Below are 13928 nucleotides of genomic sequence, written 5' to 3' on the forward strand. Positions count from 1 at the left end.
GTGGAGGCCATGTACGTCACCGAAGACCGTGCCCTGTCCACCGGCGACACCGATGCCGACCTGCGCGACCGGATCGAGATCGTCGACGCCCTCTACCGTTTCGGCCTCGGGCAGGACCTCGCCGACCGCGACCTCTTCGCCTCCGCGTTCGCCGAGTCCGCGGAGCTGGACTTCCGGCCCGCCGCGAGGCGATGGGGCGCCGACATCCCGGTGATGGTCGGCCGCGACACCATCGTCGACACGATCCTCACCGACTTCGCCGGCCGCGTGGACACCACGCACGTCGTCACGAACCCGCGGGTACGTGTCGGCGACGACAGCGCCTCGTTGACGGCGCTCGTCGAGGCACAGCACCTTCTCACCGCCGACCACTCCGTACACGCGCTGCTCAAGAACCGCTACGACGTCGACCTCGTGCGGGACGGGCGCCGATGGGTCGTGCGGCGGATGGTCATCGAGAACGTCTGGTACACCGGCGATCCGGCCGCCATCTTCGGCGGATGACCCTTACGAGACGGTGTAGTGGTAGTTGGCGCCGTATTGGGAGTCGTACTCCGTGCAGCCGGTCCGGTCGTTGCCCTGGAACCACAGCTCCAGGTCCTTGCCGCCGACCGGCAGGTCGATACTGGCCGGCGCCTTGACGTTGTGCCGGGTCTCGTCGAGGCGGGTGACCACCTTCCGCTGGATCGGGCCACCGTCGACGCGGTAGTGGACACTGATGCTCCAGGCGTCGCCGCCGGCGTACTGGCTGCGGCACCGGGTGAGTCTCGCCAGGTCGTAGTCGACCAGGACGGGCCGGCCGGCTTCCAGGGTGCCCTCCGTCCACTCGGTCCCGTCCGCCCCGAAGTGCAGGACGGGGGTGGCGGCGGCGATGGTCGCGGCTTCGGCCGGCGCCGCCACCGCGGCCAGGGCCACCAGGCTAAGCGTGGGGATCTGGATGACGGCCGCGAGGGTCCGGCGGCGCCTCGGGTTGATGCCATGCATCGCTTTGCTCCTCGCAGATCGCTGTGGTGTGTGCCGCACTCGCCGCGACACCACAGCGAATCCTGCAAGTTCTTTCAGATCCAGTCAACGCCGATCATCACGTGCGGCAGCCCTCAAGGGTCTTGACGTCATGAACGGAAGCGATTCGACAGAGGTCTCGGGCGTTCAAAAAGTACATTGATGAACAAGGTGCGCTTAGTCACTGCCGGCCGTCGAACGAACCACACTGCAAGAACTTTCAGAAGAGGTACGGGCGACCGGCGGCCATTTCCTGGAAGGATCGAATGCCGGACGCCCTCGACGCAGGAAGTGATCGCGATGGCAAGAGTCGTCATGCAGGCCGTGGTCTCGGTGGACGGATACATCGCCCACCCCGACGGCTCGGTCGGGCCACTGTTCGACTGGTACGGCAACGGTGACGTGACCGTGCGCCCGAACGACACGTGGTCGTTCGACGTCAGCCGCGCCTCCGCGGCCCATGTGCAGCCGTTCTGGGACGCCGTCCGATGTACCGTGATCGGCCGCCACCTGTTCGACTACACCGACGGCTGGGCGGGAGTGCCGGCAGCCGGTGACCATCTGGTCGTCATCACCCACCGGCCGCTGCCCGAGGAGTGGCTCGCCCGGTTCCCCGACGCGCCGTTCCACACGGCGGGCTCCGTCGAGGCCGGTATCGCACTCGCGAAAGACCTGTCCGGAGACGGCCTGGTGTGCGTGACGGCGGGCGACGTCGGCGGCCAGGCGTTCGCGGCGGGCCTCGTCGACGAGGTGGCGATGGACGTCGTACCGGTGGTGTTCGGCGCCGGGGTGCGCTTCTTCGGCAACCACACCGGCACCGTCCTCCTCGACGATCCCGACGCCGTGGTCCAGGGCGACCGCGTACTCCACCTGCACTACACGGTCAGACGTTGAGCCGCCCTATTCTCACCCCGGGAGGCGACCCGGTACAGCTCCGGCCAGTTCGTCGACGTTCACCATCAACGGACCGGCCACAAGGCCGTATGACTACTACGGCCTCACAGCCTTGACACGTTCCGAGACCAGCGGGCGGTAATGTGCCAGGGTGCTGCCTCTGACTCTTGCTGAGATCGCTGCCGCTGTCGGTGGGACTCTCCACGACGCCGATTCGTCTGGTCGGGTGACCGGCCTGGTCACGTTCGACTCGCGTCATGTTGAGCCGGGCAGTCTGTATGTGGCGCTGGTCGGTGCCCGGGTCGATGGCCACACGTTCGCGGCTCAGGCGATGGAGTCCGGAGCGGTGGGCGTACTGGCGGCCCGGCCGGTGGGTGTGCCCGCGATCGTCGTGCCGGATGTGTCGGCCGCGTATGGTCGGCTGGCGACGTTCCTGGTGCAGCGGCTGCCGGATCTCGCGGTGGTCGGGGTGACCGGGTCGGTCGGCAAGACCACTACCAAGGACCTGATCGGGCAGGTGCTGTCGAAGCTGGGGCCGACGACCGCGCCGCCCGGTAACCGCAACAGTGAGGTCGGGATGCCGGAGAACGTCTCCCGGCTAACCCCGGACGCCCGGTTTCTGGTGTTGGAGATGGGAGCCCGGCATGTCGGCGACATCGCTTACCTGACCTCGGTGGTGCGGCCGCAGGTCGGCGTGGTTTTGAACGTCGGCACCGCTCACCTGGGTGAGTTCGGCAGCCGGGAGGCGATCGCCGTGGCCAAGGGCGAGCTGGTGGAGGCCTTGGCCGCGGACGGTGCGGCGGTGCTCAACTCCGATGATCCGCTGGTGGCCGCGATGGCGAGCCGGACAGCGGCGAAGGTCGTCACGTTCGGGCGCGGCCCGCAGGCGGTTGTTCGTGCCGAGAGGATCACCTTGGATGTGGTCGGGCGGGCCTCGTTTACTCTGCGCACGCCTCAGGGGAAGTCCGCGGTGACGCTGCGGCTGCATGGCGAACATCTGGTGCCGAACGCCCTCGCGGCGGCTGCTGTGGCGTTGCACTTCACCGATGACGTGGCCCTGGTCGCCGACGCGTTGAGTGGTGCTGAGCCGGTGTCGGACGGGCGGATGCAGGTCGCGGAAGCGGCGGACGGGACCACAGTGATCAACGACGCCTACAACGCCAGTCCGGTGTCGATGATCGCGGCATTGAAGGCGCTCAAGACCATCGCTCAGGATCGGCGCACCGTGGCGGTGCTGGGCCAGATGAACGAACTGGGCGAGACCTCGGCGGCTGATCACATCGAGGTGGGTCAGGCCGTCGCTGAGCTGGGTGTGGACCTACTGGTCAGCGTGGGCAACGACGATGCCGCCCAGTTGGGCGAGATCGCGGCGAAGGCAGGGATCACCACGGTGCATGCGGTCGACCGTGATGCGGCCGGGTCGGTGCTGGCTGAGCGGGTGCGGCCGGGGGATGTGGTGCTGTTGAAGGGGTCCAACGGTGTCGGGCTGATGTCGCTGGCCCCGATTCTGCTGGCCCGAGGCTGAGCAGAACGGGACGCCCCCGCTTACGAGGACGTCCCGCTTACAAGACGGGTGCTCTACACGTATTGGCCGGCGGTTTCCCGAAGCCGCGTCAGGATCGGTGCTGCCAGGCCGCTGACATCGCCGGTGCCGAGCAGGACAATCACGTCGCCCGGCCGTGCGATGCCGGCGACCAGGTCGGTGGGCTGGTGGCCGGTGGCGTAGCGGACGTGGCCGCCGGCCGCGATCGCGGCCTCTGCGACCAGCGCGGACGAGACGTCGGGGATCGGGTCGGCGCCGTGGACGTCCAGCATGATCGTGCAGTCGGCGCCGACCGCCAGGACCGCGCCCATCTGTCGTCCGAACGTCCGAACCCGGGCATACCCCGAGGGTTGGACCACCGCGAGCACCTGACGGTCGCCGGCCAGTAATCGGGCTGCTTCGAGGTCGGCGGCGATCTCGTTGTGGTGGTCGGCGTAGCAGTCGACCACCGTGACCTCGCCCGCCGCCCCGACCGGCGTGAACCGGCGCCGCACCCCCATGAAGGCCGAGGCCGCCCGGGTGGCCGTGTCGATCGGGTAGCCGCGGGCGACCAGCAGCGCCACGGCCGCTACCGCGTCTTGGACGTGGTGGATCGACGGTGTGCCGAGCCGCAGCACACCACGGCCGTTCCCGGCGTGAACCTCGGTCGTGCTTTGCCAGCCGTGCCGGTCGACAGGGCCGAATCGCACGTCGGCCCGCACGGACTGGCCGAATGTCACCACCCGCACGTCCGGACGCAGTCGTCGGACCCGGGCGAGCACGTCGCTGCTAGCCGGTTCGTCGGCGTTGGCGACCAGCACACCGCCGTGCTGGAGACGAGCCGCGAAGGTCACGTACGCGATCAGGTGGGAATCGAGACCGTCGAAATTCTCCGGATGGTCGTGCGCGATCGTCGTGATGACCGCGGCCGCCGGTTCCAGAAAGTGGAAGGACCGGTCCGACTCGTCAGCCTCCGCCACGAACAACCCGCCACTACCGTGGTAAGCGCCCGACCCGGGAACGTCCAGGTCCGCGCCGACGACGAAGGACGGATCCTGCCCGAGCTGCCGCAGGGCCGCGACCAGGATCCCGGTGGTGGTCGACTTGCCGTGCGTGCCCGCCACCGCGACCAGATGGCGGCCCGCCAGTTCCCGCAGCACCTGTGCGCGGTGGACGACCGGGATACCTTGGACGCGTGCGGCTGCGACTTCGGGTGCGTGCTGGGCGACGGTGGTGTAGACGACGCACGATGTGCCCTCGATGGCGTGTGGGTCGTGTCCGATCTCGACTTTGCAGCCGGCCGCCCGCAATGCGGTGATGCGCTCGGAGTCGGCGGCGTCGGTGCCGCTGACCAGGGCACCGCGTGCAGCGCAGAGTTGGGCGAGCCCGGACATCGCCGATCCGCCGACGCCGACGAAGTGCGGACGGCTCAGGTCGATGGGGCCGGTGTACGCGCCGATGGTGGGATTGCCGGTGACCGTATCGGCCATGACGTCATTCCTCTCGTAGAACCAGAAATGGGAATCTCAGGAAGTGGCGGGTGCGACTAGCAGGGGAAACCGGTCGCGCCCGCCGGTCCTGATCCGGCCTCAGGGCCTGCCGGGTGCGGTGCCACGGAGGGCACCCAACCCAGGAAGCGAGGCCAGAAGTCGATGTCCACGTCGAACGGGTGGCGTACCGCGTCGTCAATGGCGTCCTGCATGTGCGCGGCCAAATACATGCGCAACACCAGCCGCGCCTCCCGGAAGGTCCACAGCAACTCAGCCTTCTCGGTCTCGCACGGCCACGGCTGCCCGCAGCCCGGGGCCTTGCAGTTCCAGTCCGGCCGCGACGGAACGTACGGGTCCGTGAGCTCCGGCCGGCTCGCCCCAGGCTGGCGGACCGGCAGCCGCGAACTCCGCGAGAAGATCGCCACCGCGCTCTCCCGCCGCCAACACGGCCCTGGCGAATCACACGCCAGACAACGCCCCGTCGCACTCGACGTCACGTGCTCATCAAGCGTCGTCTGAGCCCTGCTGAGCAGTTGCTCGGCCGATACCGCGTAATAGGTGTTCCCCGACATGCTGTCCTCCGCGTTGGCGCACGGCCATGTCTGAGAGGAGTTCGGTCGCGGAGCCGAACACGAAGAACATGATTGCTACGCCTAGCATTGATCTCCCCGGCCGTGTGACATTTCAATGTGGATCCACGATGCACGCTGGTAGGGGCTGCTCTCTTCCCCAGCGCGGGGGTACCCATGATGGGGGTGGCGGGGCCAACCGGGAGGAGGCCTACGAGTGAAGGCGGACAGGGCGGCAACCGGAATACCGGCGCACGTACTTGATCGGACCGATGTTCGGGAAGCCCTGGCGCGACACGACTTCGGCCGGGTCTTCGCCCTGGTGAAGAAGTGGGCGGGAATCAGTTACTCCAAGATCGGCGAAGCGTGCGGGATCAAGCCCGAGCGTGTGGGCGCGTTGGCGCGCGGGGTGGGAAGTGTCACGTCGTATGAGAAAATCGCGCAAATTTCTGACGCTCTACTCATCCCTGGTTGGATGATAGGCCTTGCTCCTCGATTCTGGGAGTTCTTCCCACAGCACGAAAGCCTGCATCTACTTGCCGATGCTCAACGGGATGGAGGCATTTCCGTGCACCGCAGAGACTTCCTCAAGGCTGCCACTGTCAGCACGGGATTTGCGGTTGGCCTTCGGCTGGAAAACGGAAAATGTCGAGTTGGTTCGCATTTTCCGGCTGTCCTGAGGGAACGTACGGCGCGCCTCAGACGCCTTGACAATGTGCTCGGTGGTGGCGACACATTCCGTATCTACGCTGGCGAGTACGCGGCTACGAAGGATCTCATCAAGGACGGGGTGTACTCGGATGCGACTGGCCGCGAACTGTTGTCGGTGCTGGCCGAGCAAGCCCAACAGGCGGGGTGGGCCGCGTTCGACGCCGGCGACCACGCCGAAGCTGTGCGGCTCTATGAGACAAGCCGCGCGGCGGCCGAGCAGGCCGGTGAGCCGCTGCTCGCAGGCAACGCGTTCGCGTTCCTTGCTTACCTGCGGATCCAGGCGGATCCGGCTGTCGCTGTCCAACTCGCCACGGCATCATGCGAGGTGGCTGGCGTCGCGGCTGTCGGCTCAGCGGGTGCCCTGCTTCACGAACGTCGCGCCTGGGCACACGCCATCGCCGGTAACGCCAATGAGACAGCCCGAGCACTCGACGACGCCCGGCGGGCACTCGTGGCCGGCGGGCAGGAACCGGGCCCTGATTGGTCGGCCTGGGTCGACGAGAACGAGCTACAGATCATGGCAGGACGTTGCTGGACGGAATTGCGGCGACCGCTCCGGGCCGTACCGATCCTGAAGACCGTTCTTGCCGATTTCGACGACGCATACGCTCGTGACAAGGCGCTCTACCTGTCGTGGTTGGCGGACTCGTATCTGAATGCCGGAGAAGTCGAGGAATCGGCCGCCACCGTCAGCCGGGCACTCGACCTCACGGCAGGGGTCGCCTCGGTCCGGCCACGGCAGCAACTTTCCCGGGCCCTACGGAGACTAAGCGAATACCGAAACGTTCCCGGGGTTACGGAGATGTTCGAAAAGGTCAACGCCTAGCTTCCTGTATCCCGCGTTGATGCTCTAATCCATTCAAGGCACTCCATCGAGCCCGCGAGAATCGGCGTCGCAACAATTTCGGGATTCTGCCACGGATGATGCTTCATCAACTCGGTTCGCAAGACGTCGAACAGTTCGAACCGTGTCCGCAGGACGAGTCTCCATTCTTCGCCGGTCCCGAATTCGCCGAGGTGCCAGAACGCCGAGATGACAGGCCCGATGATCTGTGCCCCAGCGGCAAGGCGGGACTCGACGGCCATCCGAGCCAGCGCGACAGCGGCTTCTCTAGTCTCGGTAGCAGTGCTTACCTCGATGAACTCTGTGGTTGGTTTCTGAACGTTGGGTCCGAGAGCGGTCATGGATTCATTGTCGCGGCCATCGGGGGCGTCCGCCGACGGTCGCGGCCGGGTGGCGGCTTCGGACTCTGGCCGATCCTTGAGGCACCTGCGGTGGGCGGGCCACCCGGTTGACGGCTTCGGTGAGGTTCTATAGCAGACGGCCGCATTGGGGAGTCTCCGTCCCATCTGGGGCGGCCCTGCCGTCTTACGGGCAGGCCGTCGCCGAGCAGGTAGCGGGTCACCACGACCGAAGTCGGCGCGGCCTCGGCCCGCTTGCGGCGTTCGAGCAGCTAGTCGGGGAAGGTACCCTCACGCAGTGTGGGAGCGATGACGCCCAGGGTGTCGGGCGGGGCGGCGGTGCACGTACCGGAAATGGTGTGAGAGACCCGCGGAGCTCGACCCGTGACAGAGCTCTGGCCGACGGGACGGGCGCTGAGGGTTTGACAGCGGGCCCACCGGCTGGGAGCGTTCCCAAGCATGTCGAGCGTCGCGGTCAACCAGTGGGGATACCTTCCGTCGGGGCCGAAGCGGGCAACGCTGGTCACCGACGCCACCGACGTGCTGACCTGGGAGCTCGCCGACGGCGCGGGCCGGGTCGTCGCGACCGGGGCCACCGAACCGCGCGGCATCGACGTCTCCTCCGGGCAGAACGTGCACACCATCGACTTCGGCGAGCACCAGCGGACCGGCACCGGTTTCACGCTGACCGCGGACGGCGCGACCAGCCGGCCGTTCGCCGTCGCACCGGGCCTCTACGGCCCGCTGCGCGCCGACGCGCTGCGGTTCTTCTACTGCCAGCGCAGCGGCATCGAGATCCGCGAGGACCTGCGGCCCGGCTACGGCCGCCCGGCCGGGCACCTCGGCGACCGTGACGTCCCGTGCGGCCCGGACGCCGGCGACTACCGCCTGGACGTGCGCGGCGGCTGGTACGACGCCGGCGACCAGGGCAAGTACGTGGTCAACGGCGGCATCACGGTGTGGCAGCTGTTGCACGCCTTCGAGCACCGCGGCGGCCTCGGCGAGCTGACCCTCGACCTGCCGGAGAGCGGCAACGGGGTGCCCGACCTGCTCAACGAGGTGCGCTGGGAGCTGGACTTCCTGCTGCGCATGCAGGCGCCGACCGGCCTGGTGCACCACAAGATGCACGACCGCGCGTGGACCCCGCTGCCGACCCTGCCGCACCTCGATCCGCAACCACGCGAGCTGCGCCCGATATCCACGGCGGCCACACTGAACCTGGCCGCCGTCGCCGCCCAGGGGGCACGGATCTTCGGCAAGTACGACGCGGACTACGCGCAACGCCTGCTCGCCGCCGCGCGGACCGCCTACACGGCGGCCGAGACGAACCCGATCCGGTACGCGCCGGTCGAGGACACCGTCGGCGGCGGCCCCTACAACGACGACGACGTACGTGACGAGTTCTACTGGGCGGCGGCCGAGCTGTTCCTGACCACCGGCGAGCACCGGTACGCCGACGCGGTGCTGGCGTCCCCGCTGCACACCGCGGACGTGTTCGGACCGTACGCGTTCGACTGGGCGGCCACCGCGGCCGCCGCCCGCCTCGCCCTGGCCCTGACTCCCAGCGAGTTGCCCGGCCTCGCCGACGTGCGCGCTTCGGTGCTCGCCGGCGCCGACGAGTACCTCGCCGTCCAGGCGGCCCATCCGTACGCGATCGCCTACGCCCCACCGGGAAACCGGTGGGACTGGGGTTCCAACAGCATGGTGCTCAACAATCTGATGGTGCTGGCCGTGGCATACGACCTGACCGGCGAGTCCCGTTACCGCGACGGCGTGCTGGAGGGTTTGGACTACATCCTCGGCCGCAACGCGCTGAACCTGTCCTACGTGACCGGTTACGGCACCGACTTCGCGAGGAACCAGCACAGCCGCTGGTACGCCCACCAGCTCGACCCCACCCTGCCGCACCCGCCGAAGGGCACCCTGGCCGGCGGCCCGAACACCGGGCTGCAGGACGAGATGGCGCAGGCCCGGCTGGCCGGCAGGGTGGGCCAACTGTGCTACATCGACGACATCCATTCCTGGTCGACGAACGAGCTGACGATCAACTGGAACGCTCCCCTGGCCTGGGTCGCCGCCTTCGCCGCCGAACTCGGCTGATCACGTCGTACGGAAGGTGTAGGTGCCGGGCGGCACCCGGTAGACGGCGTAGCCGTCCTCGTCGCGCAGGAACGTCGCGCGGCGCGGGGTGCCGGCGACGCGGCCGCCGAGGGTGGGCACGTGAATCGTGGCGGTGGTGTTCGGCGGGACGGTGACGGTCAGCCGCAGCCGGTCGCCGTCGCGTCTCCACTCCGATCGGGCGGTGCCCTGCGGTGTGCTGTAGTGGCCTTTCACGTACGTCAGGTCACCGACCACCTTGGGCTGGACGACCAGGTCCCGGTAGGCGATGGCGCCGTCGGCGGCCCGGATGCCGGCCAGACCGGCGTGGAACCACTCCTCGATCTGGGCGAGGATCATGTGGTTCTTGGAGTCGCCGCGGGTCCACCGCTCCCCCATGGTCGTCATGCCGCCCGGGTTGGCGGCGGTGGACTCCAGGAAGTAGCCGTAGCCGGGCTGCCCTTCGGTGTGGATGAGGTCCCAGAGCACATCGTCGCGGCCGCCCGCGGAGAGCGCCCGCACGGTCGGCGCCATGCCGATGGTGCCGCCGCTGAAGTGCGGGCCGTCGCCGTTCGGAGGGAACGCGTAGATCATCGCCACCAGAGCGTCGAGGACCGCTCGCCGTTCGGTCTCGGGAACGAGCCCGGCGTCGAGCGCGAGGGCCTGCGCCGACGGGGAGACAGCGCCGTTGTCCGCGTAGAGCCGCCGGACCGGGTCCCAGAAGGCGTTGTTGAAGGCCGTCCTGATGTCGGCCGCGAGCGCCGCGTAGGCGGCCGCGTCGTCGGTGTGGCCGGTCAGCTCCGCCAGCGACGCCAGCTCCTTGATCATGAGGTGGTAGCCCCAGGTTCCGGTGATCCTCCCGGAGACCGGTTCGGCCGACACCCAGTCGGCCAGTGCCGCGTCGACGATGTTGCCGACCGCCTTCTGCCGGGCGATGTAGTCGGCGAACGCCACCATCCGCGGGTAGTACCGCTCGGCGGTGGAGACGTCGCCGTAGAGCCGGTGCAGGAATCCCGGCACCAGGATGATCGCGTCACCCCAGTTGATCTCGTCGCCGAACCGTCCGGTGTAGCCCCAGTCGTAGACCGGGGTTTTGAGGGCCACGTTGCCGCGCATCGGGGTGTCCGCGAGTGATTGTCCTTCGACCAGGTGCCGCTCGTGGGTACGCAGGTAGGCGGAGAGGTCGAAGTCGCGGTGGATCGAGCCCATCGGCATCGTGTAGTCGGCCGGGTAGGACAGCTTCTCCCGTCCCGGGCAGTCGGTGAAGACGCTCATCATGTTGCCGGCGAACGAGTACCAGGCCATCCGGTGGAGCCGGTTGACCCGGGCGTTGGACGTGGTCACCGCGCCGGCGATCGGGGTCTCGGCCTGCACCCGCAGCCCGGTGATCGTCTCCCGGGTCGGCAGGTAGTCGAGCGGCAGGCCGGTGACCTGCACCCACTGCATGCCGAAGTAGTTGAAGTCCGGCCGCCACGTCTCACCGCCGCGCAGCCCGGCCGTGGTGTAGGTGTTGAACAGGTCCACACCCCGGCTGCCGCCGCCGCCCTTGAGCGACGCCTGGTCGACCGTGCCGTCGGCCGCGAGCGACTCGGCCGGTGAGATCCGGACCGTGGTGCCCGCCGGTAGTCCCGGGGCGAGACGCAGCAGCGGGAATCCGACGATGTTCTGACCGAAGTCGAACACCCACGTACCGGGGGCCGGGTTGGTCACCGAGACGGGCGTGAACGAGTCGGCGATCGTGATCGGCGGCGCGGCGCGCGCGACGAGCCGGGTGGCGAGGTTCGGCGGCGGCGCGATGCCGGCGGCGATCCACCCGGTGGGCGTGCCGTCGCGCCGCCGGGCGGTGGCCGACAGGTCGGATCCGGGCCGGTCCCAGCCGGGCTGGTCGCGGCGGGCGTCGACGTCGGATCCGGAGTACCAGGCGTCGGTGATCAGCGGGCCCAGCGCGGTGCGCCACTCGCGGTCCGAGACGATCACCGTTTCCGGGCCATGGGCGTACGTGATCTCGAGCCGTGCGATGAGGCGCGGGGTGACGGCCGCTCCGGCGCTGGGATCGCCGGCCGCGATGTTGTTGCCGGAGCCGGTGACCGTGGCGCCGGCGGGATGCGGCTTGGTCAGGCCGGGCGTGAAGGTGATGCGGTCGGCGCCGATCGCCGTGATGACCCGCGATTCGAGGTTGTCGCCGCCGTCGCCGGTGTCGACGTTGACGGTGCCGCCGACGTGGTAGCCGGCCACGCTGCTCACGGTGACCGTGGTGGCACCGGCCTCGGCGCCGCCGGTGAGCGTGCCGCTGCCCTTGAGCTGGCTCTGCCACCACGAATAGGGGGCGGTCCGGCCGGCCGCCGGGTTGGTGACGCCGCGCCGGACGTAGGCGGGACCGTTGCCCAGCCGTACCCCGATGGTGTTGTCGCCTTTGCGCAGTCGACCGGTGATGTCGTGGACGCGGTACTCGCTGGAGAGCTGGTAGTTGGCGTAGCCGGGTGCGAGCACCTCGTCCGACAGGGTCCGGCCGTTGACGGTGGCCAGGTGCATGCCGACGCCGGACAGGTAGAGCCGCGCGCGGACGACCCGGCGGCGCGGGTCGGTGGTGAACTGCCGGGCGAAGATCGGCATCGGCTGGGTCTCGGCGCGTCCCGGGTATTCGATCCAGCGGGCGGCGCCCCAGTCCTCCTGGCGCAGCAGGCCGGTCTCCCAGGTCGACGTCCGGCTCCAGCCGGTGGCGTGGCCGTCGGCGTCCCAGGCACGGACCCGCCAGCTCAGCCGCTGCCGCGACCGCAGCGCTGGACCGTCGTAGCGGACTCCGGACTGGACCGCCGAGCCGATTCGGCCGGAGTCCCAGAGCAGGCCGGGGCCGTGGACGCGGATCTGGTAGGCGGTCTGCCGGTCCGCGGCCGGCGACGACGTCTCGGCGAACCGCCAGCTGAACACCGGGTTCGGGCTGTCGAGTCCGAGCGGCTGGTCGTCGCGGCCGTCGACGCGCAACCCGACCACACGGGGGCCGGGGTCGCCGGCTCGGGCGGGGCCACCGGTGAGCAACGGTGCGGAGGGCACGGCGAGGGACAGTCCGAGTGCGGTACGCCGTTTCATGATCCCGCCTGGTAGTCGGTGTCCATGTCCTCGAGGACCCGGTCCGCGCCGGTCTGGTCGCTGAAGACCTCCTGCAGGCCGCTGAGCATGGTCTGCTGCACCTTGGCGTTGGGCCAGAGCTGGTCCATGAACGGCACGGTCCGGTCGCCCTCGACGTACGTGGTCAGCTCGGCCAGGCCGGGGTCGACGGTCGTTCCGGCGCCCGGCAGTGTCGGCAGGCTGCCCTGGGCCTCGTTGAACGTCGCCATGCCCGCTGGCGACATGACGAACGTGATGAACCTGAGGGCCAGTTCCCGGTTCTCGGCCTTGGCGTTGACGCCGTAGCCGGCGCCGGCCGCGGCGGGCATGAGGAACGACGCCGGGTCGTCGGTGGCGGGCAGCGCCTTCATGGTGAAGGTGCCGGACGGGTTCTTCTGCTTGAGCAGCCCGATGATCCAGTTGCCCTGGATGATGCCGAGGGTCTTCCCGGTGGCGGCGAGGGTCTGGCTGGCCTCGTAGCCGGTGCCGAGGGGGTCCTTCTGGAAGCAGCCGGCGGCGTCCATCTCCTGGTATTTGGCCATCGCGGTGGTCCACCGCGAGCCGGCGAAGGTGGCCTGCCCGGCGGCCATCCTGGTGTCGAAGTCCCGGTCGGCGCTGTAGACGGTGGTGGCGACCAGGGCGTAGAGGGCGATCTGGGTGACCCAGTTGTCCTGGATGCCGAGGGCGAAGGCGGGGGTGCCCTTGCCGGCGGCGGCCTTGCAGAAGGCGAGCAGGTCGGTCCAGGTGCCGGGTGCGGTCAGCCCGGCCTCGGTCATGGCCTGGTCGTTGTAGACGGCGCCGATGCCGTTGAGCCCGAAGACCGCGTTGTAGGTCTTGCCCTCGTACCGGGCGACCTTCTGGAACGCGTCCGGCAGTTCGGCGGCCCACGGCTGGTCGGACAGGTCGAGCAGGTAGCCCGGTTCGGCGAGGACGTAGGTGGCGCCGGGGTTGCCGTTGCCGGGCCACACGGTCATCACGTCCGGCGCGGTGCCGGAGGCCAGCTGGGTACGGATCTGCTGCTGGTACTGGTCGGCGCCGCTGGTGGTGAGGTTGACGGTGACGCCGGGATTGGCGGCCTTGAACGCCTCGACGACCTTCTCGATCGAGCCCTGGTCGACCGAGGCGATGGTCAGGGTCTGGTTGTCGCCGGAATGGGAGTCGGTGCCGCTGGAGCAGGCGGCGAGCAGGGACGCTGCCGCGACCGCGGCGAGAACTCTTCTCATGATCTCCTCCATAAGGTTGTTGATTGTCTGGGGTTGATGCCCCGGATGCCCGGGACGGTGGGGTGTGGCTGATGGTTTCTTGCCGTTGGGTGGTTCCGAAGGAGTGGCCGCCCTGCCGTTCCCGATGGCCTGG

General features: G+C 68.9%; 11 protein-coding genes. 5 read left to right on the forward strand and 6 right to left on the reverse strand.

Going from position 1 to position 13928, the window contains the following annotated elements:
• Positions 1-9 precede the first annotated feature (9 nt).
• A complete protein-coding gene (locus tag J5X75_RS37835) occupies positions 10-504 on the forward strand; it encodes a nuclear transport factor 2 family protein (protein ID WP_208472519.1) in 495 nt (164 codons plus the stop codon).
• Between the two features lie 3 nt (positions 505-507).
• Here J5X75_RS37835 and J5X75_RS37840 read toward each other — a convergent pair whose 3' ends face one another.
• Positions 508-984, reverse strand: a complete 477-nt coding sequence (locus J5X75_RS37840; RefSeq protein WP_208472521.1) for a DUF6209 family protein — start codon at positions 982-984, stop codon at positions 508-510.
• Positions 985-1302: 318 nt separating this feature from the next.
• Here J5X75_RS37840 and J5X75_RS37845 point away from each other — a divergent pair, with 318 nt between their 5' ends.
• Complete coding sequence (locus tag J5X75_RS37845) at positions 1303-1896, forward strand: dihydrofolate reductase family protein (RefSeq protein ID WP_208472523.1); 594 nt, start codon at positions 1303-1305, stop codon at positions 1894-1896.
• 226 nt (positions 1897-2122) lie between these two features.
• Positions 2123-3421, forward strand: coding sequence for a UDP-N-acetylmuramoyl-tripeptide--D-alanyl-D-alanine ligase (locus J5X75_RS37850; protein WP_307798520.1), 1299 nt, complete (start codon positions 2123-2125; stop codon positions 3419-3421).
• Positions 3422-3474: 53 nt separating this feature from the next.
• Here J5X75_RS37850 and J5X75_RS37855 read toward each other — a convergent pair whose 3' ends face one another.
• Both J5X75_RS37855 and J5X75_RS45030 read right to left on the reverse strand, forming a co-directional pair.
• Positions 3475-4908, reverse strand: coding sequence for a UDP-N-acetylmuramate--L-alanine ligase (locus tag J5X75_RS37855; RefSeq protein WP_208472525.1), 1434 nt, complete (start codon positions 4906-4908; stop codon positions 3475-3477).
• Between the two features lie 56 nt (positions 4909-4964).
• Entirely contained in the window at positions 4965-5333 is a 369-nt protein-coding gene (locus J5X75_RS45030; protein ID WP_238490658.1) for a hypothetical protein, read from the reverse strand.
• Positions 5334-5694: 361 nt separating this feature from the next.
• Here J5X75_RS45030 and J5X75_RS37865 point away from each other — a divergent pair, with 361 nt between their 5' ends.
• Complete coding sequence (locus J5X75_RS37865; protein WP_208472527.1) at positions 5695-7014, forward strand: NsdA family TPR-like regulatory protein; 1320 nt, start codon at positions 5695-5697, stop codon at positions 7012-7014.
• Here J5X75_RS37865 and cutA read toward each other — a convergent pair.
• Positions 7011-7373 (reverse strand): divalent-cation tolerance protein CutA, encoded by a 363-nt coding sequence (cutA, locus tag J5X75_RS37870; RefSeq protein WP_208472528.1) that lies wholly within the window; start codon positions 7371-7373, stop codon positions 7011-7013. The two genes, J5X75_RS37865 and cutA, sit on opposite strands and share 4 nt — an antisense overlap.
• Positions 7374-7829: 456 nt before the next feature.
• Here cutA and J5X75_RS37875 point away from each other — a divergent pair, with 456 nt between their 5' ends.
• Entirely contained in the window at positions 7830-9470 is a 1641-nt protein-coding gene (locus J5X75_RS37875) for a glycoside hydrolase family 9 protein (RefSeq protein WP_208472529.1), read from the forward strand.
• Here J5X75_RS37875 and J5X75_RS37880 read toward each other — a convergent pair whose 3' ends face one another.
• Positions 9471-12554: an alpha-L-rhamnosidase gene (locus tag J5X75_RS37880; protein ID WP_208472530.1), complete on the reverse strand. Its 3084-nt coding sequence runs from the start codon at positions 12552-12554 to the stop codon at positions 9471-9473.
• Positions 12551-13795 (reverse strand): ABC transporter substrate-binding protein, encoded by a 1245-nt coding sequence (locus J5X75_RS37885; protein WP_208472531.1) that lies wholly within the window; start codon positions 13793-13795, stop codon positions 12551-12553. Before J5X75_RS37885 ends, J5X75_RS37880 begins: the two co-directional genes overlap by 4 nt.
• Positions 13796-13928: the final 133 nt, after the last annotated feature.

Origin of the sequence: Actinoplanes flavus, assembly GCF_017592555.1 — a bacterium.
Lineage (GTDB): Bacteria > Actinomycetota > Actinomycetes > Mycobacteriales > Micromonosporaceae > Actinoplanes > Actinoplanes flavus.